The following is a 22528-nucleotide window of genomic DNA, read 5'->3' as shown; positions in this document are numbered from 1 at the left end:
GGCGCCGCAGCCGCGTCGGACTCCGGGCGAAGGCCGGGGGAACACGTTTGGTCGCGGCCGTACAACGGTCGCTATGTTCGACATCGAGCGATACCTCAACGTACGCAGCGCCCACGGCGTCTCCGTCGGTCCGGCCGGGGACCGCCTCTCCTTTCTCATGGATACTACCGGCGTCCCGCAGGTGTGGACGCTCTCGGGCCCCGGCGCGTGGCCCGAGCAACGCACGTTCTTCGACGACCGGGTCACCTTCGCCTCGTGGTCGCCCGAACGCCCCGAACTGCTCGTCGGCCGTGACCGCGGCGGCGACGAACGTGAGACACTCTATCGCCTCGACGTCCCGACCGGCGAGATAACCGACCTGACCCGCCATCCCGACGCGAAACACTGGTTCGGGGGCTGGCGACCCGACGGCGAGCAGTTCGCCTTCGCCTCGAACCGGCGCGACCACGCGGTCTTCGACGTGTACGTTCAGGACCGGACGACGACCGGCGTCGACGCCGAGCGTGTCTACGAGAGCGAGGGGTGGCTCTCGGTCGCGGGGTGGAGTCCGGACGGCGACCGGCTACTCCTCACCGAATCGCACTCCAGTTTCGACCAGGACGTGTACGTTCTCGACGTGGCGACGGGGTCCCGGCGACATCTGACGCCCCACGACGGCGAGGTTCGCCATCTGAGCGCCGACTGGGGACCCGACGGCGAGGACGTCTACCTGGTCACCGACAGCGACGCGGATACGCTCTCGCTCGCCCGGATCGACCTCGCGACCGGCGACCTCACTGCCGTCGAGGCTGCCGACGACGATGCCCTCGAGGACGAGTGGAACGTCGACGGAGTCACACTCGATCAGGACTCCCGACGGCTGGTATACTCCCGCAACGTCGACGGCTACACTGAACTCCGTGCCGGCGAACTCGTCGCGCCCGGTCGACTGGATCACTTCCCGACGCCCGACCTTCCCTCCTCGGTCGCCGGCGGCGTGAGTTTCGGCCCCGACGGCGACCGCTTCGCGCTGACCGTCACGCGGAGCGACGACACCGCCAACGTCTACGTCGTCGACGTGACGAGCGGGGCGACCGAACGCTGGACCCGCGCCTCGACCGCCGGCATCCCCCGCGACTCCTTCGTCACGCCGGAACTCGTTCGCTACCCGTCTTTCGACGGTCTGGAGGTACCGGCTTTCTTCTCGCTTCCCGACACCGACACCGGTCACGGCGAGACCCCGGTCGTCGTCGACGTCCACGGCGGCCCCGAATCGCAACGGCGCCCCTCCTTCGGCCGGGTGAAGCAGTATCTCCTCTCGCGGGGCTACGCGGTGTTCGAACCCAACGTCCGCGGATCGACGGGCTACGGCAAGGCCTACACCCACCTCGACGACGTCGAACGGCGGATGGACGCCGTCGCCGACCTGAAGGCGGGCGTCGAGTGGCTACACGACCACCCCGCCGTGGACCCCGACCGCATCGCCGTCATGGGTGCCTCATACGGCGGCTTCATGACCCTCGCCGCGTTGACGACCTATCCCGACCTCTGGGCGGCCGGGGTCGACATCGTCGGCATCGCCAACTTCGTCACCTTCCTTGAGAACACGAGCGACTGGCGACGCGAACTCCGGGAGGCCGAATACGGCTCGCTGGATGCGGACCGCGAGTTTCTGGAATCGATCAGTCCGACCAATCACGTCGATGATATCGCCGCGCCCCTGTTCGTCCTCCACGGCGAGAACGACCCGCGAGTGCCCGTGAGCGAGGCCCACCGCATCGTCGAGGGCGCCCGCGAGGCGGGCGTTCCCGTCCGCGAACTCGTCTTCGAGGACGAGGGCCACGGGTTCACGAAACTGGAGAACCGGATCGAGGCCTACTCGGCCATAGTCGAGTTTCTGGACACGCACCTCGGGTCGGAGACCGAATCGGCCTAACGCCCCGACCGGGGGCGGCCGCCTACGTGACCCGCTGGTCGTCGGGGTTGGCAGCGCGGTTGGCGACGGTGTTGTCCTCGTCCTCGGACCGGCGCGGGTCGGCCATCTCGGCCACGTCCGTGGTCGGCACGTCGTCGTCCCCCTCGTCGTCACCCTCGCTTTCGGATTCACCTTCGGCCTCGGCGTCGCCGTGGTCGTCGGGGGTGGCGGCGCGGTCGGCGACGGTGTTGTCCCCGTCCTCGGACCGCCGTGGGTCGGCCATCTCGGCCACGTCCGTGGTCGGGACGTCCTCGGGGCCGTCGTCCGCTGTCTCCCCGTCGGCGTCCTCCTCGTCCGCGCCCTCGGATTCCGGGTCCGGTTCGGCGTCCGCATCAGGTTCCGCCGCCCGCTCATCCGCCATCTCGGGGTCCTCGGCGGTCGAGTCCCCGCGGAACATCGCGAGGAGTTTCCCGAGCAGACTCATGCTGATGCACCTCCCCACGCGGTGTCGGTCGGCCGCACGGGACAGCCGACGGGCAACGACGCCGTCGCTCTCGGCGGGTGCCCGCGGTCACGTCCCAGCGCGGGCGTTTGCCCAGTCGCGACGGTGACGATGGTCAACACGATGCTCGTGACGGCTGCGGCGAGTTTCCCCACCGTCGCTCCGGATCGATGCATGTTTTTCGTTAACAATCCCCTCGGGCATAAATGTGAGCGCTCGAACGGGGCTCCGTTAGAGTCAAACGGTCACGTGGTGAACGTTGGCGCATGAGTGCAGGGCAGGAACAGCGGACCATCCGGTGTCTCGTCGCCAAGGTCGGTCTCGACGGCCACGACCGGGGTGCGCACGTCATCGCGCGGGCCTTCCGCGATGCCGGGTTCGAGGTGATCTACTCCGGGCTCCACCGGGCGCCCGAGGAGATCGTTCAGGCGGCCGTCCAGGAAGACGTCGACGTCCTCGGCATCTCCATCCTCTCGGGGGCACACAACACGCTCGTGCCGAAGGTAATCGAGGGACTGAAGGAGTACGGCGCGTTCGAAGATACCCTCGTCATCGTCGGCGGCATCATCCCCGACGAGGACCGCGAGGACCTGATGGCGGCGGGGGTCGCCGCGGTGTTCGGTCCCGGGACGCCCATGCAGGAGACCATCGACTTCGTCCGCGACAACGCACCCAGACGATGAGCGAGACGAACGCCGACCAGTTGGTCGCCGACGTCCTCGACGGCGACCACCGGGCGCTCGCCCGCACCATCACGAAGATCGAAGAACGCGCGACGGGCTACCGCGACCTCGTCTCGACGCTCCACGCCCACACCGGCGACGCCGAGGTGATCGGCGTCACGGGCAGTCCCGGCGCCGGGAAGTCCACGCTGGTCGACAAGCTCGCCAAGCGCTACCGCGACCGCGGCCTCACCGTCGGGGTGATCGCGGTCGATCCCTCCTCGCCGTACACCGGCGGCGCGGTCCTCGGCGACCGCATCCGGATGGCCTCGAACGTCGGCGACATGGACGTCTTCTTCCGGTCGATGAGCGCCCGCGGCCAACTGGGCGGCCTGTCGACCGCGACCGCCGACGCGATCAAGGCCCTCGACGCGTTCGGGAAGGATCGGATCGTCGTCGAGACGGTCGGCGCCGGCCAGAACGAGGTGGACGTGGTCCGCACCGCCGACACGGTGGTCGTCCTCGTCCAACCCGGCAGCGGCGACGACGTACAGATGCTCAAGGCCGGGATCCTCGAAATCGGCGACGTGTTCGTCGTCAACAAGGCCGACATGGACGGCGCGGCGACCACCGTCTCGGACCTCCGGGAGATGCTCCACATGCGCGAGGGGGCGACCGCGGCGGGCGCCGGCCACCACGGCGCGGGCACGACGGCCGTGGGGACGAGCGAGGCGGACGACGACGGCGACGACGGTAATGCGTGGGACCCCCGGATCGTCGAAACCGTCGCCACGGAAGGCGAGGGGGTCACGGAGTTGATCGATGCCCTCGACGAACACCACGCCCACCTCCGCTCGACCGGCGAACTCGATCGCCGGGAGCGGAGCCGCTACGCCGAGGAGATCAGACAACTGCTCCGAAACGACGTGGCCGACCTGCTGGAGGAGGAACTCGAACGCCACGGGGGGATCGAGGCGCTCGTCGACGAGGTGAGTGACCGCGAGTCGGACCCGTACACCGTCGCGGACCGGATCCTCGACCCGCTCGTCGACTGCGTCCGCGAACGGCGGGAGCGTCCGTTAGACTGAACCGAGGGCGAGTCGAGCATCCGCCATGTTCCTCCGTCCGGCGGCTCGCCGACTCCGCGCCGACCACCCGCTCGCGCTCGAACTCGCCGTCCTCGTCCTCGCCCTCGCCGGCGCACATCTCTGGCGACGTGGCGCGACTGCCCTCCTGCCGATCCTGTCGCGAGCGGTTCGTGTCGACGGACTCGTCACCCGGGGCCTGCTCGCCGGCGCGTTGCTCCTCGCCGGCCTCGTCCTGTACGTCGGAGTGTACGCACTCCTCCGCGACATCGACGTCGGACTGTCGGTTCCCTCGGGGCGTGACCGCCGATCCCTCGGCCTGGCGCTCGCCGTCCCCCCGCTGCTCGTCGGCCTCACCAAACTGGTCGGCGACCTCACCGGTGTCCCGTACAACGGGCTGACGATGTCCGCGTACGGCGTCGGCACCCCCGTGCCGGCCGTCCTGGCGTCGCTCGTACCCGGACTGCTCGTCGGCGCCTGCTCGCTGACCGTCGTCTGTCAGGTACTCGTCCAGGGGACGTTCGCTCGGGTCGTCGACGGGCGTCGTGCCGCCTTCCTGACGACGGTGCTGACGGCAGTGGTGCTGTCGCGTTCGACCGGCGGGCTGTCGGCGTTCCCCGCTCGGGGGAAACTCGCCCTCGCAGCCGCCTTCGTACTCTCGCTCGGACTTGCTCTGTACGCCGTCGAGGCGGTCGAACGCGACGGGGTCCGATATCTCGCCTACCTCCCGGTCACGGCGGTCCTCGGCCTCGTGGTGGTGTCGCTGATCGCGGCGACCGAGTCGGTCGCCGAACTACTGTTCGGCGCCACGCACGTCGCCGTCCTCGGCCTGGCCGCCACGAGCTACGAGCGGACCCACTCGCTGCTCGTCCCCGCGGTGGCGTACCTGTCCCTGCTCCTCGCCGAGGAGACGGTGGTCCTCCTCTTCGAAGCCGGCATGCGGAGCTGGTGACGCGCTCGCAGCCGGCCGGTATAAGTCCACGGCGTCCCGAGGGGCGTGTATGAAGCTCAGACGCCTCGGGACCACCCTGGCGGGACTTGGAGCCGTGACTGCCGTCACCGATCGGCTCCTCCGGGACGCCGCGGGCGAACTCGAACCCGCCCTCGACGCGACCGAGCGGACGCATCGCTGGCGCGGGATGGACCTGGCGTACGCGGAGGCTGGTGATCCCGACGATCCGGACCTCGTCCTGTTACACGGCATCAACGCCGCCGGATCGAGCGGCGAGTTTCGCGAGGTGTTCGGGACGCTCGCGGAGACACACCACGTCGTCGCCCCCGACCTCCCGGGATTCGGCCGGTCGGATCGCCCGCCGCTTCGCTACTCCGCGGCGCTCTACGAGGACTTCGTCGCCGACTTCCTCGGCGAGTTCGACGAGCCCGCGGTCGTCGGTTCCTCGCTGTCGGGCGCCTACGTCGCCCGCGCCGCGAGCCGTGGCACCGACGTCGACGCCCTCGTCCTCGTCTGTCCGACGACCCTCGCCGGCCCCGACCCGCCGAAGACCTGGCTCCGCGAACTCCTGCGTGCGCCGCTTTTCGGCACCGCTCTGTTCGACGCGCTGGTCTCGAAGCCGTCGATCCGCTATTTCAACGCGGATCACGCCTACGCCGATCCCGAATCGGTGTCGGCCGCCTGGACCGACTACCAGTGGCGATCCACCCACCAGCCCAACGCCCGGTTCGCCGTCGCCTCCTTCGTTTCCGGCCACTGCAACTCGGCGCTGGACCTCGGGGCGGCCCTGCGTGACGCCGAGGTCCCCGTGACGATGGTGTGGGGACGGGATGCGACGCTGCCGCCACTCTCGAAGGGTCGCGACCTGGCCGACGAGGCCGACGCCCGACTCGTCGTGTTCGACCACGCCAAACTCCTGCCACACGTCGAGTACCCGGCCGAGTTCGTCGACGTGACGCGCGAAGCGATCTGATTCCTGCCGTCCCGACCGCCGACCGACGGCGCCCTACCGCGACCGCAACACCAGCAGATGGTCGCCCGTCGTACAGTTGGTGCCGACCGCCGGTTCGACGACCTGCCCGACGCTCACGTCCTCGGGATCGACGCCGCGGACGACGCCCGTGAGGCGCACGTCGCCGAAGTCGGCGATGGCCGTGGCGTACGGCTCCTCGTCCTCGAAGTCCGGACCGCCGACGTAACACACGGTGAACGTCTTGACGGTCCCCGTCGCCGGTAGCTCCCGGCGGTCGAGATCCGGCGATCCACAGTGGGGACACACCCGCCGCGGCGGGAGCGAGCCGTGACCCGCCGGACAGCGGAGGTAGTAGCCGTCGCCGTCGCCGACGGCGTCCAGCCACTCGTCGTGACCCGCGTCAGTCATCGGTCCACCTCCAGTACGTGGACGACGGCGGAGGCCACCGTCCCCCCCGCGTTGTGGGTCAGCCCCACCGTCGCGTCCGCGACGTGGTCGCTATTCGGATGATCGCCGCGGAGGAGACGAGTCATCTCGGCGATCTGACTGCCGCCGGTGGCACCGACGGGGTGGCCCTTGGCCTTCAGGCCGCCCGAGAGGTTCACCGACCGCTCGCCCTCGGCGGTCGTCTCCCCCCGGCGGGCGGCGCCGACGGCCTCGCCCGCGTCGTAGAAGCCGAGACCCTCCAGAGCCAACACCTCGGCGATGGTGAAACAATCGTGGACCTCGACGACGTCCACGTCCCCGGGGTCGCGGCCGGCGTCTTCGTAGGCCTCGCTCGCCGCCCGCTCGGTCGCCGGCGTGACCGCGAGGTCCTCGCGATCCTGGAGGGCGAGATTGTCACCACCCTGACCTGTTCCCGTGATCGATACGGGGGCGTCGAGCCCGTGCGCTTTCGCGTACTCGTCGCTGACGAGAAGTAGTGCGCTCGCGCCATCGGTCACCGGACAGGCGTCGAGCAGGCCGACGGGATCGGACACCATCGGTGCGTCGAGCACTTCGTCGACCGTGATCGCACGGTGGAACTGGGCGTACTCGTTGGGGAGCGCGTTGTCGTGGTTCTTCACCGCGACGTGAGCGAGGTCCTCCCTGTCGCCACCGAACCGTTCGAAGTACGCCCGCGCCATGAGGGCGTACGCGCCGGGAAAGGTGATCCCCGCCCGAATCTCGTAGAGTTCGTCGGCGGCGGTCGCCAGTCCTTCGGTGACGGCCGCCGTCGAAAGGTTCGTCATGCGCTCACAGCCGCCGGCGAGCACCACGTCGTTCTCGCCGGAGCGGACGCTCCGGACGGCCTCGCGCACTGCGACGCCGGCGGACGCACACGCCTCCTCGTACCGGGTGGCCGGACAGTCGACGCCGACCATCTCGGCCATGAGCGGCGCTTGATGTCCCTGCCGCTCGGCGAGGGCGCCCATGAAGTTGCCGTAGTTGATCTCCTCGATGTCGTCGCCGGGGATTCCGGACTCCTCGCGGGCCGCGAGCGCCGCCTCCGCGAACAGATCGCGTCCGGTGCGCTCAGGGTATCGCCCGAACTGCGTCAATCCGACGCCGGCGACTCGAACGCCCGTCATGCTGTCACATAGGCGGACGCGCGGGTAAAGACCTGCCGGATCCGGCGCTCCTACCCCCCGGAATCGGCAGTCTGGAGTTCGACGACTGTGTCTCGTTCCATCGACGTTCGACGTGCCCCGGCTCGCCGACCGAAACCGTTAGCCGCCCGGACGATCAGGGTGGCCCATGAACGGCTGGATCGGCGAGACGTTCACGAGCGACGTCGGCTGGTCGCATCTGGAACGACTGGTCGACATCGGGAACCGGATGGCAGGGAGTGCGGGCGAGCGAGAGGCGCTCGAAGCCACGCGCGATGCCCTCGCCGACGTCGGCACCCGAAACGCGACCGTCGAGACGTTCGACATCCAGGGGTGGGTCCGCGGATCGAGTGCGGTCGAAACGGCGGACGGCGACGCCGACTCCATCGCGCTTCCCCGGAGTCCCGCCGGCGCCGTGACCGGCCGTCTCGTCGACTGTGGCGACGGCCTTCCCGGCGACTTCGAGGCGGCCGACCTCGACGGCGGGGTAGCCGTCGTCTCCTCGACGGTCCCCGACCACTACGACCGGTTCATCCACCGGCGGGAGAAGTACTATCGGGCTGTCGAGGCCGGCGCCGCCGCCTTCGTCTTCCGCAACCACGTCCCGGGCTGTCTCGCGCCGACCGGCAGCGTCGGCACCGACGGCGCGCCGCTCGGTCCCATCCCCGCCGTCGGCGTCAGCCGCGAGGTCGGCTCGCGGCTGTGTCGCCGCCACGAAGGCGAACGGGTCACCGTCCGCGTCGACTGCGAGACGCCACCGGCCGAGAGCGGCGTCGTCCGCGCCGACGTCGGCCCGGACACCGACCGCGCCGTCTACCTGACCAGCCACGTCGACGCCCACGACATCGCCGAGGGCGCCGTCGACAACGCCGCCGGCACCGCGACGGTTCTCGAAGTCGCCCGTGCCCTCCAGGCCCGCGACGCCCCCCTCGACCGCCGGATCCGGATCGTCTGCTTCGGCGCCGAGGAGGTCGGCCTCCGCGGGTCGAAACGCGAGGCCGAACGGGTCGATCCCGAGGCCGTCCAGGCCGTCGTCAACTGCGACGGGGTCTGTCGCGGCCGGACCCTCCAGTGGTACACCGCCGGCTTCGACGCGCTCGAATCGGCCGTCGAGGACGTCGCCGACCGCTTCGGTCACCCCATCTCGATCCGTCCGGGTCAGCACCCCCACAGCGACCACTGGCCGTTCGTCGCGCGCGGCGTACCCGGCCTGTTGGTGGCGAGCGACGACGGCGACCGGGATCGCGGCTGGGGTCACACTCGCGCGGACACGCTCGACAAACTCGAACGCCGGACGCTTCGCGAGGGAGCGATCATCGTGACGGAGGTCGCCGCCGCTCTCGCGGCCGCCGAGCGGATCGACCGCCGGGAGCCCGACGCCATCGCCGCCGACCTCGAACGCCAAGACCTCGCCGCAGGCATGCGAACGACCGGCGACTGGCCGTTCTAACCGACGACCTGACCCGGGGTCCCGCCGGATGTCGACTGGCAGAGGGTCCGGAGGGTTCGAGTCCTCTTCGGCCGTCGCTACGGGACGCACACGATAGTAGGGGAACGACTCAAGGGGCGGCCGGCCGTGGTCGCCTATATGGCCGGACTCTGTTTCGACATGTACGGTACGCTGTGCGATACGAGTAGCGTCCGGGCCCATCTGGGCGAAGAACTCGGGGTCGCCGATCGGCTGGTCGCGGCGGTCGACGAGACGTGGCGACGCAAGCAACTCCAGTACTCCTATCAGAGCGCACAGATGGACGACTACGAGCCGTTCTGGGCGATTACCGGTCACGCGCTCGACTACGCGCTGGCACAGTTCGACCTCGACCCTGACGCGGCGACCCGGGAGCGGATCCGCGAGGCGTACGACCACCTGGAGCCGTTTCCTGGGGCCGTCGAGGCGCTCGATCGCCTGTCCGCGGCCGGTCACGAGGTGGTCGTGCTCTCGAACGGCAACCCGGCGATGCTCGAACGACTGGCTGGGAACGCGGGGCTGCGGTCCCACCTCGACGGCATCGTCAGCGCCCACGCCGTGCGGACGTTCAAACCCGATCCGGCAGTGTACGACCACGCCGCCGAGACCCTCGACCGCTCGCTCGATGACTGTCGGCTCGTCTCGTCGAACGCGTGGGACGTCGCCGGCGCCGGCAATGCGGGGATGGCGACGACGTGGGTGAACCGACGGCGCGATCCGCCCGAATCGATCGGCGCCCATCCCGACGTCGAAGTCGGGACGCTGCCGGCCGTCGCCGACGACCTGTGTTCCTCGTGACGAGTCGCCGTGGTGGTACCCGAGGCGTTCCCGAACCCACTAGCCGTCAGTGTCGCCGACGACCATCACCGGCCGGTCGGCGTTCAGGATCACCGACTGCGTGACGCTCCCGAACAGCGCCTTTCCCGTCGGCGATCGCTTCCTCCCGGCGGCGACGATCAGGTCCGCGTCCGCCGCGGACGCGACGTCGAGGATCCGCTCGGCGGGATCGCCGCTCGACCCGGTCACGTCCACCTCGATCCCCCGCTCTTCGAGGTACACCGTCGCCTCGCGTACGGAGTCGATCTCCGCCGCAGAGGCCCCACTCGGGTCGTCGGTGAAACTGTGGATGATGGTGACGCGGGCGCCCGTCTCGGCCCCCGGGAGGTCGGCGACGGCCCGCGCACACGCGACGGCCCGTTCCTCGTTATCGTCGACGCCCACAACGGCGTGGTACATACCACCGGTTCCGCGAGCCAGCAACAAGTTTCTTCACCTCACGCCGTCTCAACGTCGAGTCGGTCCGAGAGGTAGACGACGAGTCCCAACGGGATGCCGAGAACCACCGCGATGGTCACCACGCCGTACACCGCGAACCCGAAGCCGTTCGGAGAGAGGGGGATCAGGAAAAAGAGCCGTGGCGGCGACCCCATGTCGATGACTTCGCCGAGCACGAACCCGAGGAAGCCGGCGAACCCGACGATAGCGACGTAGAGAGCCAGAACGAACCGCCGTCCGTCGCGACGCGGTGTGGACACGGCTTCGCGTACGCTTCCCGACGGATTATCGCTTTCCCTTTTGAACCGGTGGGTCTTTGCCGCCGCTCCCCGTGGGTGACGGTATGAGCAACAAGGACATCCTGGGAATCATTCTGGGGAGCGTCGCACTCCTGATGTTCGTCACCGGAATCCTGCTGGCGACCTGAGCGGATCGGCGATCAGTCGTCGGTCTGCTGGCCGCCGTCCGCGGCCAACTCCTCGGAGTCGTCGCCGCCGTCCGCGAGGGCGGTTTCCTGCTTGTTTTCGAACCACTGCCACTCGTTGGTGTAGACGTCGTCGTCGCGGAGGTTCCACGGGTCGCCGTCCTGGACCTTCGGCCCCTCCAGCCAGGAGACGACGAAGTTGTACGTCCAGACGAGACCGCCGACGAACATCAGCACGGCCCCGAGCGTCGCGATCTGGTGGAAGGTGGCGAACTGCGGCAGGTAGGTGGCGTAACGCCGGGGCATCCCGCCGTAACCCAGCACGATCATGGCGAGGAACGTGATGTTCGAGCCGATCATCCACGTCCAGAAGTGAATCTTGCCGAGGCGGCGCTGGTACATCCGTCCGGTGAACATCGGGAACCAGTAGTAGAGGCCGGCGAAACCGGCGAAGGCGATGGCACCCATGACCACGTAGTGGAAGTGACCGACGACGTAGTAGGTGTCGTGAAGCACCAAGTCGACGGGAATGGAAGCGAGGAAGACGCCGGTAACCCCGCCAAGGACGAAGTTGGAGACGAAGCCAATACAGAACAGCATCGGCGTCGTCAGGCGGAGCTTCCCGTTCCAGAGAGTCGTGATCCAGTTGAACGTCTTCACTGCCGAGGGAATGGCGATGGCGAGCGACACGGCCATGAACGAGGCGCGGAGGCGCGGGTCCATGCCGGTCGCGAACATGTGGTGGGCCCAGACGCCAAAGGAGAGGACGCCGATTGCGAGGGTAGAGTAGACGACGAACTTGAACCCGAACAGCCGGCGACCCGCGAACCGGGGGAGGACGTAGCTGACGATGCCCATCGGCGGCAACACGAGGATATACACTTCGGGGTGGCCGAAGAACCAGAACAGGTGCTGCCAGAGCATCGTGCCGCCGGCGTCGATGGCGAAGAAGGTCGTGCCGAGGTTGCGGTCCAGCAGGAGCATGATCAGCGCACTCCCGAGCAGGGGGAAAGCAAAGAGGATCAGTCCCGACTGGGTGAGGATGGTCCACGAGAAGATGTCGAGGTTGGCCCAGGTCACCTCCTCGGCGCGTTCGGTGAGGATGGTCGCGATGAAGTTGATCGACCCCATCGTCGCCGAGACACCGGTAAGGTGGAGACCGAGGATCATCAGATCGACCCCAGCGTTGCCCTGACTGCCGCTGCCCGCGCCCAGCGAGAGCGGCGTGTAGAGCGTCCAGGCGGTCTGTGCCGGGATCACGTCACCGAGGGGGAAAAAGCCCGCCCAGATGAGCAGGGCACCCGGCGGCAACAACCAGAACGCGATGGCGTTGATCCGGGGAAAGGCCATGTCGTCCGCCCCGATCAGGAGGGGCACGAGGTAGTTCGCGAACGCCGCGATGATGGGCGTCCCGAACAGGAACAGCATGGTGATGCCGTGACTGGTCAGCAGCGAGTTGTAAAACGAGTTCGAGATGAGCGTCATCCCGGGATCGATGAGTTCGACCCGCATGATCATGATCATCAGCCCGCCCACGACGAACGCGAGGACGCCGTAGGCACCGTAGAGCATGCCGATGTCCTTGTGGTCGACCGTCGTCAGCCAGCGGCTGATGCCGGCCGGCTTCTCCCGTGAGACGTACCCCGACTCGCCGGTCGCCCCCCCACTCCCGAGTGGCGTGTACGACCGCCAGTCCTCGATCCGCGCGAGCCACGCGGCGATGATCACGAGGAAGAGCCCCATGAGCACCGTCAACGTTAGCTGTCCGGTGATCTGCATGAGCGTTGCTCAGGAACGCAGGGTTAAGAAATATTCGGGTGCAATCCGCGAACGATTCGACCGACACACGGGGGTCCCGAGGAGGACGCCGCCGCGAGCGCTCACTCCTCGTGGTCGTCCTCGATCGGTTCGGCGCCGTCGACCGTCGCCGCACCGGGCATGTAGACCGGGGCGTTCTTCTCCGTCGACGCGATGGCCTTGCCCGAGAGGTAGGTGAGGATCGCGAGCAGGACGAAGGGCGCGACGAGCAGCGTGTACTGGAGAATGCGGCCGACCGACCCGAGCTGGAACGGGTTGACGAGGGCGTACCCGACGATGAAAAAGAGGAGGATGAACAGCGGAATGAAGTTCACCGTCAGATCGAGGATCGTCTCCCGATCGAACACTTTCGTCGCCATACCCCACCCATAACACAGGCCGGACAAATAGGTTTCCATACCGTAGAAGGAGGCGAGCGATCCCGGCGAGTCGTCCACGTCGCGATCAGATCGGCTCCCGTTTCGGGACGAACAGTTCGCCGCCGATGCCGGCGGCGGCGAGGATGATACCGGCGGTGATGATGGCGTACCCGCGCGTCGCGAGGTTCACGTCGGTGAACGCGAGGGCGCCGCCGACGCCGAACAGGAGGACGGCAAAGACCGCGAGTGGCCGCCACGCCGTCTCGGCGTAGCCGGCTTCCCGAATCATCCCGGTCAGGCTGCCACAGAACAGGAGCAGTCCCGCCACGGCGACGACGAACACGTCGAACAGGATGCCGATTTCGGCGATGGGAATGCCGAGAGCGACGAAAAGCGGCCAGGGGCTCGCCATCCGATACCGGTCGCTCAGTCCCGGTTGATCGTCCATAGCGGCCGTACGGAGTCGATCGTAGAAAACGCTTCGACCGACCGTCACGCGAGGTTGATCCCGTGACGGGCCAGGAAGCGACCGACCGCTTTGATCTCGACCGGGCTGCCTACGATCCGGCAGGTCGTCTCGTCGATCGCGAACACGGTGACGGCGAAATCGGACTCGATGTCCGTTCGAAGTCCGGACAGCTCCTCACAGGGCAGCACGATCTGCGTGCTGTCGCGTAACCGTTCGGGATCCGGCATCGGTAGCTACCCGACACGTCTCCGTACCCCAGTATAACCGTGTCGAAGTACTATCACTTGTGCCGGGCGCGCCGAAGGAACAGGTTTTTCGACGCCGCCGGCCGAGGGGCGGGTAATGGGTCTGGAGGAGGAGATCGAGGACCTCCGCGAGGAGATCGCCAACACGCCGTACAACAAGTCCACCGAACAGCATATCGGTCGGCTGAAGGCGAAGCTCGCGGAAAAAAAGGAGAAACTCGAGAAGCAAGCCTCCTCGGGTGGTGGCGGGGGCTACGCCGTCGAGAAGACCGGCGACGCCACCGTCGGCCTCGTCGGCTTTCCCAGCGTCGGGAAGTCCACCCTGCTCAACGCCCTCACGAACGCCGAGAGCGAGGTCGGCGAGTACGAGTTCACCACCCTCGACGTGAACCCGGGGATGCTCAAGTACAACGGTGCCAACATCCAGATTCTCGACGTGCCGGGGCTGATCGAGGGAGCCGCCGGCGGGCGCGGCGGCGGCCAGGCGGTCCTATCGGTCGTCCGGACGACCGATCTCGTAGTGTTCGTCCTGTCCGTGTTCGAGATCCAGCAGTACGACCGCCTCAGCGAGGAACTGTACGCCAACAAGGTCCGACTGGACACGTCGCCGCCGAACCTCTCCATCGCCAAGACGGGGAAAGGCGGCCTGCGAGTGACCACGACCGACGACGTGAGCCTCGACGAGGGGACGATCAAGAGCGTCTTGCGGGAACACGGCTACGTCAACGCGGACGTGACGATCCGGGGCGACTGCTCGATCGACGAACTCATCGACGGGATTCAGGACAACCGGGAGTATCTCCCCTCCATCGTGGCGGTCAACAAGGCCGACCTGATCGACAAGGACTACCTTCCGACTGTGAAAGATGACCTCCGCGATCACGACCTCGATCCCGACGACGTGATCTTCATCAGCGCCGCCGAGGATCGCGGCCTCGACGCACTCAAAGCGGAGATATGGGAGGCACTCGGTCTGATCCGCGTGTACATGGACAAGCCGGGCCGCGGCGTGGACTACGAGGAACCGCTCGTGCTCCGGAGTGGCGAACACACTGTCGACGACGCGCTCTCCAAACTCGGCGGGACGCTCGACGAGCGGTTCCGCTTCGCCCGCGTCACCGGGCCGAGCGCGAAACACGACGAACAGCAGGTCGGCCGTGATCACGAGTTACGGGACGAGGACGTACTGCGCGTCGTCGCCCGGCGATAATGGGTCCCCGTCTCCGCCGCCGGCCAGTCGCCGTCCTCGCGCTCCTCGCGGTGCCGTGGTCGGTCCAGACCTTCGCCGGGGGTCGGCCGCCGACGTACGTCTTCGCGTGGGGGCTGGTCAACGCCGATCCGTTCGGGGTTACCTTCCTCTGGGACTTCCTCGTTCGGTACACGCGGGGACTCCCGCCGTACATCGTCGCCTGGCCCATCTCGGCGGGGTGTTATCTCCTCGCGCTCGCGAGCGCGGCGTGTGGACGCGCTCTCGGCCGCGAGGACGTGCGTGTGACCGCCGGCCTCCTGGCCGCCGCCGGCGTGGCACAGTTGACGCTCGCCCGCGGCTTTTCCGTCCAGCCCGGGCGCACCGCCTGGCCCCTCGGAACGGTCGCGTGTTGGGCGGTCGCCTGGTGGATCTACGCCCGGTCGTCTCCGGCGCCCGACCGGCGCGACGCCTGAGAACCGGAGAGCGGTCGGCGGGCTGCCGGTCCCGGTACGCTTTTCGGCTCGCCGACCGACCGGCCACGCATGGCTGGAACGCTCGATCACGTCATGATGCGTGTCGCCGACCTGGACGCTTCCCTCGACTGGTACGGCACTCACCTCGACTACGAGGAGAAGGACCGCTGGGCGGCCGACGAGTTCACCATCGTCTACCTCGGGCCCGAGGACATGCACGACGAGGGGGCGATGCTGGAACTCACGTACAACCACGGCAGCGAACCCGCCGAGATGGGCGACGCGTGGGGGCACATCGCGGTGCGCGTCGAGGACGTCGACGAGGCCTACGAGGAGTTGATGGACGGGGGAGTCGAAGACTACCGCGACCCCGACTCCTGTGGCGGGGACTACGCGTTCGTGAAAGACCCAGACGGCCACGAGGTCGAACTCGTCGAGCGCGACCACGGCACGCGGTGGAGCCTCGATCACACCATGATCCGCGTCGAGGACGCCGACGCGGCGCTTGGCTTCTGGACCCGGAAGTTCGAACACGTCCCGACTGGCCGCTGGGAGTCGGACACGTTCGCCAACTACTTCACGAAACCCAAGGGCGCAGCGCCGGAGGCGATGGCCGTCGAACTCACGTACAACTACGACGGACGGAGCTACGAGATGGGCGACGCGTGGGGTCACCTCTGTGTCCGCGTCGACGACCTGCACGACGACTGGGCGCAGTTGATGGAGCGGGAGGCCGAGGACTACCGCGACCCCGGCTCCTGTGACGATCGGTACGCGTTCACGAAAGACCAGGACGGCCACGAGATCGAACTCCTCGAACGCGAGCGTCCGACCCCGCCGCTGTTCCCGGAGTAGGGACGGGCCGGCGTGGCGCCCCGAGCGGACACCGAACGGGTTTTAACGCCCGACGTGGAAATCCCGGTAAGGTAGATTATCTATGCAGATGCCACGCCGATTCAACACGTACTGCCCGCACTGCAACGGGCACTTCGAGCACGAGGTCGAGAAAGTGCGTCGCGGTCGCGAGACGGGGATGAAGTGGATCGACCGCCAGCGCGAGCGCAACACGTCCACCATCGGCAACGCCGGGAAGTTCTCGAAAGTGCCCGGTGGCGACAAGCCCACGAAGAAGACCAACCTGAAGTACCGCTGTGCCGAGTGTGGCAAGGCCCACATGCGCGAGGGTTGGCGCGCCGGCCGACTGGAGTTCCAGGAATGACGGGGAACTTCGTCACCGTCGAGTGTGCGGACTGTGGCAACGAACAGACCGTCTTCGACAAGGTGTCGACGACGGTGAACTGCGCGGTCTGCGGGAGCCGGCTCGCCCGCCCGACCGGCGGCCACGCGGCCTTCGAGGGCGAGGTCACCGGCACCGTCGAGGCACGCTGACCCCACCATGAAGTACAGTGGCTGGCCCGAACCGGGCGAACTCGTCGTCGGCAAGGTCGACGAGATCACCGACTTCGGCGTGTTCGTCGACCTCGAGGAGTACGAGGACAAACGCGGTCTCGCCCACATCAGCGAGGTCGCCAGCGGCTGGATCAAGAACGTCCGCGACCACGTCCGCGAGGGGCAGACGGTCGTCGCGAAGGTGCTCGACGTCGACGAAGGGTCCCAGCAGATCGACCTCTCGATCAAGGACGTCAACGAACACCAGCACAAAGAGAAGATCCAGGAGTGGAAAAACGAGCAGAAGGCCGACAAGTGGATGTCGCTCGCGTTCGGCGAGGACGTCGCCGACGAGCAGTACCAGTCGGTCGCCGACGCCCTGCTCGTCGAGTTCGAGAGCCTCTACGACGCGTTCGAGTCGGCCGCCATCCACGGAGAGGAGGCGCTCGCCGAGGTCGACCTCGGCGACGACGACGTCGAGGCCATCGTCTCGACGGCTCGCGAGAACGTCTCGGTCCCCTACGTCAACGTGACGGGCTACGTCGACCTGGAGTGTCCGAGCGGCGACGGCGTCGACCACATCAAGGAGGCGCTGCAGGCGGCGGAGGGCAACGGCGACGTGAGTGACGAAATCGACCTGTCGGTGTCCTATGTCGGCTCGCCGGAGTACCGCATCCAGGTGCAGGCGCCCGACTACAAGCGGGCGGAGACGGAACTCGAAGCCAGCGCCGACCGGGCCCGCGAGGCCATCGAGGCCGCGGGCGGGACGGCGCGCTACCACCGCGAGCGCAAGACCGACGACGAATGAGACGGACCGTCGTACCGGCGTACCGCCCGTCGGCGAGGGCTAACGGACAGTTACGACGATTCGTATGAAAGCCGACATCCGGATGTGCGGGTCGTGGCGAACCGCCCACGACCGTCCAGTGTACACCCTCGGGGAGACCTGCCCGGAGTGCGGTGCCGAGGCGGTCAACAGCGCCCCGGCGCCGTTCGATCCGGCTGACCCGTACGGAGAGTACCGACGCGCTCTTAAGCGCCGCGAACGCGAGTAGGCGGTATGGACGCCATCGAGATCGAGACGGTCGCGGAGCCGGAGCTGTCGGAGCCGGCGCTGATCGAGGGACTCCCCGGCGTCGGCCACGTGGGGAAACTCGCCGCGGAGTATCTGCTCGAGGAGTTCGAGAGCGAACTCGTCCGGCGGGTGTACGCCGACGAGTTCCCCCCACAGGTGAGTATCGACGACGAGGGCGTCGCCGAACTGGTCTGTGCGGAGTTTTACGCCGTCGAGACGGACGGTCGCGACCTGCTCGTTCTCACCGGCGACCACCAGGCGGGGAGCAACGCCGGCCACTACCACCTCACCGAGTCGTTTCTCGACGTCGCGACGGATCTGGGTACCGAGCGGCTGTTCGCCCTCGGCGGCGTCCCGACCGGCGAACTCATCGAGGAGTATCACGTCCTCGGGGCAGTGACCGACGCGGCGCTGAAATCCGATCTCAAGGACGAAGACGTCGAATTTCGAGAGGACGAACCCGCGGGCGGTATCGTCGGCGTCAGCGGCCTGTTGCTGGGGCTGGGCAGGCGTCAAGGGCTCGACGCCACCTGCCTGATGGGTGAGACCAGCGGCTACCTCGTCGATCCGAAAAGCGCCCGTGCGGTCCTCGAAGTGCTGGAGTCGGTTCTCGGCTTCGAACTCGACTACGAGTCCCTGGAGGACCGCGCCGAGGAGATGGAGGAGGTCGTCGGCAAGATCCAGGAGATGCAAAACCAGAACGCCCAGGTGCCCACCGACGACGACCTGCGATACATCGGGTGAATCGAGGGGGACCCCCTGCCGTCGGCGGGAAATTCTTTACTGCGGACCGCTAACGGAGGCGCGTGTCCCCGGAGTTGCTGGATCCGTTACCGCCGTGGTTGCTCGCGGGCCTCGCCATGGGCGTCGGCGTCGCCGTCCTCGCCGTCGGCATTTTCGTCGCCGGCGATCGCCTGTTTCCCGCGCCCTCGACGGACCGTCGGCGGCGGATCGACGGGACCGACCGCCGACGCGCGGAGATCCGAACGTATCTCGACGCCATCGACGAGCGATACGTCGAGGACGCGACGGTCCACGACGACACCGTCGCCTTCTATCTCCCCGAACGGGAGGTGGCGGTCACGTTCGACCCCCGCGCGTACTTCCGCATCGATCGGGCGGGGACGGCCGCCGTACTCTGTGAATACGAGATGCCCGGGCGCGCACTCGGCCGTCGACTTCCCTTCGAGGTTCCGGGAGTGGGGACGGATCGGGCGGCAGGGGGCGACGAGTCGATCGGCGAAGCGTTCTCACAACTCGGGCTCCGGCCGACCGCCGACGTCGAGGAGGTGCGGGCGGCCTACCGGCGCCGAGTGAAGGACGTCCACCCGGATCAGGGCGGGGACAGCGAGTCCTTCCGGCGCCTCCGCGAGGCCTACGCGACGGCGAGAGAGCACGCCGACTGACCCGTCCCGTCACCGCTTTGCCCGTCCGGACCCTCCGGTCGGCCGTGTGGATGCTTCGGACGCACGGGCGAGCGGTCTACCTGCCGGCGACGTCGACGCTCGTCGTCGCCGACCTTCACGTCGGACGGGCCGCGGCGTCGAACGTCGGCCTCCTACTCGACGAGCGTGCGGACCTCCGGGACCGCCTGGGAGCGATCCTGGCCGCGACGAATCCCGAGACTGTCGTGTTCGCGGGCGACGTGCTCCATCGGTTCGGCGCGCCGCGGCCGCGGACGGTCGGGACGGTACGAGCGCTTGCGGGGCGGGTTCGGGCGGCGGGGGCACGACCCGTCGCCGTAGCCGGCAACCACGACGGCGGCCTCGACGATGCCTGGCCGGGAACGGTCCACGACGCCTACCGACTGAGCGACGGGACGGTTGTCTGTCACGGCCACGCGCGCCCCGAGACCGACGGCGAGCGGTACGTCTGCGGTCACGTCCATCCGTCGCTGACCGTCGAGGGGCGGAAACGCGACTGTTTCTTGCGGACGGCCGCCGGCTATCGCGACCGTCCGGTGCTGGTGGTTCCGGCCTTCTCGACGCTCGCTGCCGGTGTCAGAATCGAGCGTCGGGCGGGCGTGGACTCGCCGCTGGTGACTGATCTCGACACCCTCCGTCCCGGGGTGATCGAGGAGGCCCCGTCGACCGCGGGCGACCGGACGACGGCCGGTGGAGATGGACCATCCGGATCGCTGTGGTTCCCGCCCCTCGGCGACCTGCGGCCCCATCTTCGGCGATAGGATTTACACGACGGAGGTCCTCGGCCGAGGTATGCACGGACGGTCAGGATCACGGCAGGGCTACGGACACCGACTCCCTCGATTGCGTCGGTGGACCGACGAACGGCGACGCGGACGGGGTGACTGATCGTGGATTACGAGGCGGGGGAGTTCGTCCGGGTACTCGACGAGGACGGCGTTCCCGTCGACGAGGACGCGGTGCCCGACCTGGACGACGAGACGCTCCTCGGGATGTACCGCGACATGCGCCTGACCCGCCACTTCGACGAGCGGGCGATCAACGTCCAGCGGCAGGGACGTCTCGGCACGTTCGCCTCCGGCGCCGGGCAGGAGGGCGCCCAGGTGGGGTCGACGTACGCCCTGGCCGACGACGACTGGATCCTCTATCAGTACCGCGAACACGGCGCGGTGGTCGTCCGCGACCTGGACGCCGGCTACCTGTCGTATTGGATGGGTCACGAGTCGGGGAACGCGACCCTGGCCGACGACCACATCTTCCCGCTCAACATCACCATCGCCGACCACCTGCCCCACGCGGTCGGGATGTCGTGGGCGTCGAAACTGAAAGGCGACGACCGCGCGACGGTCGTCCACTTCGGCGACGGCGCCACGAGCGAGGGGGACTTTCACGAGGCGATGAACTTCGCGGGCGTGTTCGACACGCCGACGGTCTTTTTCTGTAACAACAACGGCTGGGCCATCTCGGTCCCCGTGGACCGACAGACCGCGAGCGACACCATCGCACAGAAGGCGACGGCGTACGGCATGGAGGGTATCCGAGTCGACGGGATGGATCCGCTCGCGTGCTATCAGGTGACGAAGGAGGCCGTCGATCGGGCCCGCGACCCCGACGAGGACGAGACGCGGCCGACGCTGATCGAGGCGATCACGTACCGCTATGGCGCCCACACCACAGCCGACGACCCGAGCGTCTACCGCGACGAGGCGGAGGTCGAACGCTGGAAGGACCGCGACCCACTCGATCGGTTCGAGTCTTTCCTGCGTCGGACTGGGCGGTTGGACGACGACCGCGACGCGGAGATCAGGCGGAGCGTCGAGGACCACGTCGCCGCGGTGATCGAGGCCGCGTCGGAGGTCGAGGCCGACCCGGCGTCGATGTTCGACCACGCCTACGCGGACCTGCCACCGGAACTCCGCCGGCAGCGCGCCGGCTTCCTCGATATCCTCGACCGCTACGGCGACGAGGCGTTCGTGCGGGACTGATCGTCGTCGCCGTCGTCGTCGGTACCGTCGTCCGCGCCGGCCGTGGGATCGGCGTCGACCGCAGGGGCGTCCCCCTCGACGAGGTGGCGCTCGATCCGCTCGAACGCCTCACGGGTCGCGCGGACCTCCGCGATCAGGTCGGCCACCTGATCCGCGCTCGCGGGGGTCTCATCGTCCGCGTCACCCCCGCTGTCGGCGTGTCGGCGCTGGAGTTCGGTGATGCGGTCGCGGACGGCCGGGGCGTCCGGGATCCCGTCGAAGGATATCTCCGCACCGCTGCTGCCGGCGGTGCTGATCGAGATGGAGCCGTAGTCGAACTGCTTGCCCCAGAAGCTCCGGTTGAACTCCGTGTTCTGGATGCGGTCGAGGTCGACCGTCTCGATGTTGGTCGAGAGGATTCCCGTCTTGACGTACAGCGACGTCGTCGTCACGACGTACTCGGTGTTCTGGATCCGGTAGTAGGCGAAGGGCACCCCGAGGAGGATCAGGAAGCCGATCACCACCACCGTCAACACCAGTCCCGTCGCGATGGTGCCGTACAGCGTCTCGAAGGCGGGTCGGCCGATCCAGACCACCTCCTCGTCGGGGTCGAGGGTGAGCCACTCGGGTGGCGTGGCGTCGGCGCCGCCCGGGTCGGTCCGCGCGTCGCTCATCCGTCGGTCACCGCCCGGTCGAGGCGCTCGGCCGCCGCACGGAGCCGTCCGAACTCGGTCAGGAGCGTCTCGGCCGTCGCGGCGTCCAGGTCGGCCGGCACGCGGCCCTCGTCGGCGTCGGCCTCGGCCGCGCCCACCAGCCGTCGGAGTTCGTCGCGGGCGGATTCGGGGTCGTCGAGGTCGGGAAAGCGCAGGTCGACGCCCTCGGAGCCGGCGGTGCTGATCGAGACGGTGCCGTAATCGAAGAGGGTGCCCCAGACGTCCTTCTGGAGGGCGGTGCGCTGGACGTTCGCGAGGCCGACACGCGTCACCCGCGTCGACAGGACGCCGCGTTTGCGATAGCAGTTCCGGTCGGTGAGGACGTACTCGGCGTTCACCGTCCGCAGGTACGCCGCCACGGCCGCGCCGACCGCCGGGAGGGCGAGCAGGAAGGCCGCCCCGACGGTGACGACCGTCGGGAGCCGCCCGGTTCGGACGGCGACGACCGCGCCGGCGACGAGGAGGGCGATCCAGAGGCTCGTGGCGACGGCGGTCGGCAGGACGCGCCGGATTCGCGGCGCCCCCCGCCAGACGGCCGTCTCGTCGGCGTCGAGCGAGAGCCAGTCGGGATGGGAGACCATACGTC

General features: G+C 68.3%; 30 protein-coding genes. 18 read left to right on the top strand and 12 right to left on the bottom strand.

Translation table 11 applies throughout. The annotated features are described in order from the left end of the window. Positions 1–73 precede the first annotated feature (73 nt). Positions 74–1915 carry a S9 family peptidase gene (locus NBT82_RS02860; protein WP_251330081.1) on the top strand — a complete coding sequence of 614 codons (1842 nt, stop codon included), beginning with the start codon at positions 74–76 and terminating at the stop codon, positions 1913–1915. Positions 1916–1937: 22 nt separating this feature from the next. Here NBT82_RS02860 and NBT82_RS02855 read toward each other — a convergent pair whose 3' ends face one another. Continuing rightward, the gene (locus NBT82_RS02855; RefSeq protein WP_251330080.1) at positions 1938–2378 is read right to left on the bottom strand and encodes a hypothetical protein; all 441 of its coding nucleotides are present in this window, start codon (positions 2376–2378) and stop codon (positions 1938–1940) included. After that, positions 2375–2572, bottom strand: coding sequence for a hypothetical protein (locus NBT82_RS02850; protein ID WP_251330079.1), 198 nt, complete (start codon positions 2570–2572; stop codon positions 2375–2377). Before NBT82_RS02850 ends, NBT82_RS02855 begins: the two co-directional genes overlap by 4 nt. Positions 2573–2662: 90 nt before the next feature. Here NBT82_RS02850 and NBT82_RS02845 point away from each other — a divergent pair, with 90 nt between their 5' ends. From NBT82_RS02845 to NBT82_RS02830, 4 genes are read left to right on the top strand one after another with little or no spacing between them, the layout of a single operon-like run. After that, positions 2663–3079 carry a cobalamin B12-binding domain-containing protein gene (locus NBT82_RS02845; RefSeq protein ID WP_251330078.1) on the top strand — a complete coding sequence of 139 codons (417 nt, stop codon included), beginning with the start codon at positions 2663–2665 and terminating at the stop codon, positions 3077–3079. After that, positions 3076–4146: a methylmalonyl Co-A mutase-associated GTPase MeaB gene (gene meaB / locus NBT82_RS02840; RefSeq protein WP_251330077.1), complete on the top strand. Its 1071-nt coding sequence runs from the start codon at positions 3076–3078 to the stop codon at positions 4144–4146. The genes NBT82_RS02845 and meaB overlap by 4 nt, the downstream gene beginning before the upstream one ends. Positions 4147–4171: 25 nt before the next feature. Next, entirely contained in the window at positions 4172–5095 is a 924-nt protein-coding gene (locus NBT82_RS02835) for a hypothetical protein (RefSeq protein WP_251330076.1), read from the top strand. 49 nt (positions 5096–5144) lie between these two features. Continuing rightward, entirely contained in the window at positions 5145–6068 is a 924-nt protein-coding gene (locus tag NBT82_RS02830) for an alpha/beta fold hydrolase (RefSeq protein WP_251330075.1), read from the top strand. A gap of 33 nt (positions 6069–6101) precedes the next feature. Here NBT82_RS02830 and NBT82_RS02825 read toward each other — a convergent pair whose 3' ends face one another. Both NBT82_RS02825 and NBT82_RS02820 read right to left on the bottom strand, forming a co-directional pair. Next, complete coding sequence (locus tag NBT82_RS02825; protein WP_251330074.1) at positions 6102–6476, bottom strand: Zn-ribbon domain-containing OB-fold protein; 375 nt, start codon at positions 6474–6476, stop codon at positions 6102–6104. Then, the gene (locus NBT82_RS02820; RefSeq protein WP_251330073.1) at positions 6473–7639 is read right to left on the bottom strand and encodes a thiolase domain-containing protein; all 1167 of its coding nucleotides are present in this window, start codon (positions 7637–7639) and stop codon (positions 6473–6475) included. The genes NBT82_RS02825 and NBT82_RS02820 overlap by 4 nt, the downstream gene beginning before the upstream one ends. A 166-nt stretch (positions 7640–7805) precedes the next feature. On the opposite strand from NBT82_RS02820, the gene NBT82_RS02815 reads away from it, so the two are divergent. Next, complete coding sequence (locus tag NBT82_RS02815) at positions 7806–9107, top strand: M20/M25/M40 family metallo-hydrolase (protein ID WP_251330072.1); 1302 nt, start codon at positions 7806–7808, stop codon at positions 9105–9107. Positions 9108–9245: 138 nt separating this feature from the next. Continuing rightward, positions 9246–9923 (top strand): haloacid dehalogenase type II, encoded by a 678-nt coding sequence (locus NBT82_RS02810; RefSeq protein WP_251330071.1) that lies wholly within the window; start codon positions 9246–9248, stop codon positions 9921–9923. A 39-nt stretch (positions 9924–9962) separates the two neighbouring features. Here the strand turns inward: NBT82_RS02810 and NBT82_RS02805 are convergent, their stop codons facing one another. From NBT82_RS02805 to NBT82_RS02780, 6 genes are all read right to left on the bottom strand, one after another. Further along, positions 9963–10361: a universal stress protein gene (locus tag NBT82_RS02805; protein ID WP_251330070.1), complete on the bottom strand. Its 399-nt coding sequence runs from the start codon at positions 10359–10361 to the stop codon at positions 9963–9965. A 38-nt stretch (positions 10362–10399) separates the two neighbouring features. Beyond that, positions 10400–10660, bottom strand: a complete 261-nt coding sequence (locus NBT82_RS02800; protein ID WP_251330069.1) for a DUF7520 family protein — start codon at positions 10658–10660, stop codon at positions 10400–10402. Positions 10661–10839: 179 nt separating this feature from the next. Further along, entirely contained in the window at positions 10840–12567 is a 1728-nt protein-coding gene (locus NBT82_RS02795; protein ID WP_251331335.1) for a cbb3-type cytochrome c oxidase subunit I, read from the bottom strand. A gap of 137 nt (positions 12568–12704) precedes the next feature. After that, positions 12705–13001 (bottom strand): DUF6684 family protein, encoded by a 297-nt coding sequence (locus NBT82_RS02790; protein WP_251330068.1) that lies wholly within the window; start codon positions 12999–13001, stop codon positions 12705–12707. A gap of 85 nt (positions 13002–13086) precedes the next feature. Further along, positions 13087–13449, bottom strand: coding sequence for a DUF7541 family protein (locus NBT82_RS02785; protein ID WP_251330067.1), 363 nt, complete (start codon positions 13447–13449; stop codon positions 13087–13089). Between the two features lie 44 nt (positions 13450–13493). Continuing rightward, positions 13494–13697: a VNG_1110C family protein gene (locus tag NBT82_RS02780; protein ID WP_251330066.1), complete on the bottom strand. Its 204-nt coding sequence runs from the start codon at positions 13695–13697 to the stop codon at positions 13494–13496. Positions 13698–13812: 115 nt separating this feature from the next. Between NBT82_RS02780 and NBT82_RS02775 the strand changes: the two genes are divergently transcribed. From NBT82_RS02775 to pdhA, 11 genes are all read left to right on the top strand, one after another. Continuing rightward, positions 13813–14925 carry an OBG GTPase family GTP-binding protein gene (locus NBT82_RS02775; protein ID WP_251330065.1) on the top strand — a complete coding sequence of 371 codons (1113 nt, stop codon included), beginning with the start codon at positions 13813–13815 and terminating at the stop codon, positions 14923–14925. Continuing rightward, on the top strand, positions 14925–15377 hold the full coding sequence (locus tag NBT82_RS02770; protein WP_251330064.1) for a TIGR04206 family protein: 453 nt from the start codon (positions 14925–14927) through the stop codon (positions 15375–15377). Before NBT82_RS02775 ends, NBT82_RS02770 begins: the two co-directional genes overlap by 1 nt. A gap of 69 nt (positions 15378–15446) precedes the next feature. Next, positions 15447–16232 carry a VOC family protein gene (locus tag NBT82_RS02765; protein ID WP_251330063.1) on the top strand — a complete coding sequence of 262 codons (786 nt, stop codon included), beginning with the start codon at positions 15447–15449 and terminating at the stop codon, positions 16230–16232. 82 nt (positions 16233–16314) lie between these two features. Further along, positions 16315–16596, top strand: a complete 282-nt coding sequence (locus tag NBT82_RS02760; RefSeq protein WP_251330062.1) for a 50S ribosomal protein L44e — start codon at positions 16315–16317, stop codon at positions 16594–16596. Then, positions 16593–16766, top strand: coding sequence for a 30S ribosomal protein S27e (locus tag NBT82_RS02755; protein ID WP_251330061.1), 174 nt, complete (start codon positions 16593–16595; stop codon positions 16764–16766). The genes NBT82_RS02760 and NBT82_RS02755 overlap by 4 nt, the downstream gene beginning before the upstream one ends. A gap of 7 nt (positions 16767–16773) precedes the next feature. After that, positions 16774–17574, top strand: coding sequence for a translation initiation factor IF-2 subunit alpha (locus NBT82_RS02750; protein WP_251330060.1), 801 nt, complete (start codon positions 16774–16776; stop codon positions 17572–17574). 64 nt (positions 17575–17638) lie between these two features. Beyond that, entirely contained in the window at positions 17639–17821 is a 183-nt protein-coding gene (locus NBT82_RS02745) for an RNA-protein complex protein Nop10 (RefSeq protein ID WP_251330059.1), read from the top strand. Positions 17822–17826: 5 nt separating this feature from the next. Beyond that, entirely contained in the window at positions 17827–18585 is a 759-nt protein-coding gene (locus NBT82_RS02740; RefSeq protein WP_251330058.1) for a proteasome assembly chaperone family protein, read from the top strand. A gap of 116 nt (positions 18586–18701) precedes the next feature. Then, positions 18702–19247, top strand: a complete 546-nt coding sequence (locus tag NBT82_RS02735; RefSeq protein WP_425601775.1) for a J domain-containing protein — start codon at positions 18702–18704, stop codon at positions 19245–19247. Positions 19248–19297: 50 nt separating this feature from the next. Next, a complete protein-coding gene (locus NBT82_RS02730) occupies positions 19298–20026 on the top strand; it encodes a metallophosphoesterase (protein ID WP_251330056.1) in 729 nt (242 codons plus the stop codon). Between the two features lie 123 nt (positions 20027–20149). Then, positions 20150–21250, top strand: a complete 1101-nt coding sequence (gene pdhA, locus NBT82_RS02725; RefSeq protein ID WP_425601774.1) for a pyruvate dehydrogenase (acetyl-transferring) E1 component subunit alpha — start codon at positions 20150–20152, stop codon at positions 21248–21250. Here the strand turns inward: pdhA and NBT82_RS02720 are convergent. Together NBT82_RS02720 and NBT82_RS02715 are read right to left on the bottom strand one after the other, a co-directional pair. Further along, positions 21220–21903 carry a PH domain-containing protein gene (locus NBT82_RS02720; protein ID WP_251330054.1) on the bottom strand — a complete coding sequence of 228 codons (684 nt, stop codon included), beginning with the start codon at positions 21901–21903 and terminating at the stop codon, positions 21220–21222. The two genes, pdhA and NBT82_RS02720, sit on opposite strands and share 31 nt — an antisense overlap. Further along, the gene (locus tag NBT82_RS02715) at positions 21900–22523 is read right to left on the bottom strand and encodes a PH domain-containing protein (protein ID WP_251330053.1); all 624 of its coding nucleotides are present in this window, start codon (positions 22521–22523) and stop codon (positions 21900–21902) included. The genes NBT82_RS02720 and NBT82_RS02715 overlap by 4 nt, the downstream gene beginning before the upstream one ends. Between the last annotated feature and the right edge of the window lie 5 nt (positions 22524–22528).

The sequence above is a fragment of the Haloplanus sp. HW8-1 genome, from assembly GCF_023703795.1.
Classification (GTDB): Archaea; Halobacteriota; Halobacteria; order Halobacteriales; family Haloferacaceae; genus Haloplanus; species Haloplanus pelagicus.
The sequence above is the reverse complement of the archived record's forward strand: the minus strand, read 5'-3'. Positions and strand labels throughout refer to the sequence as shown.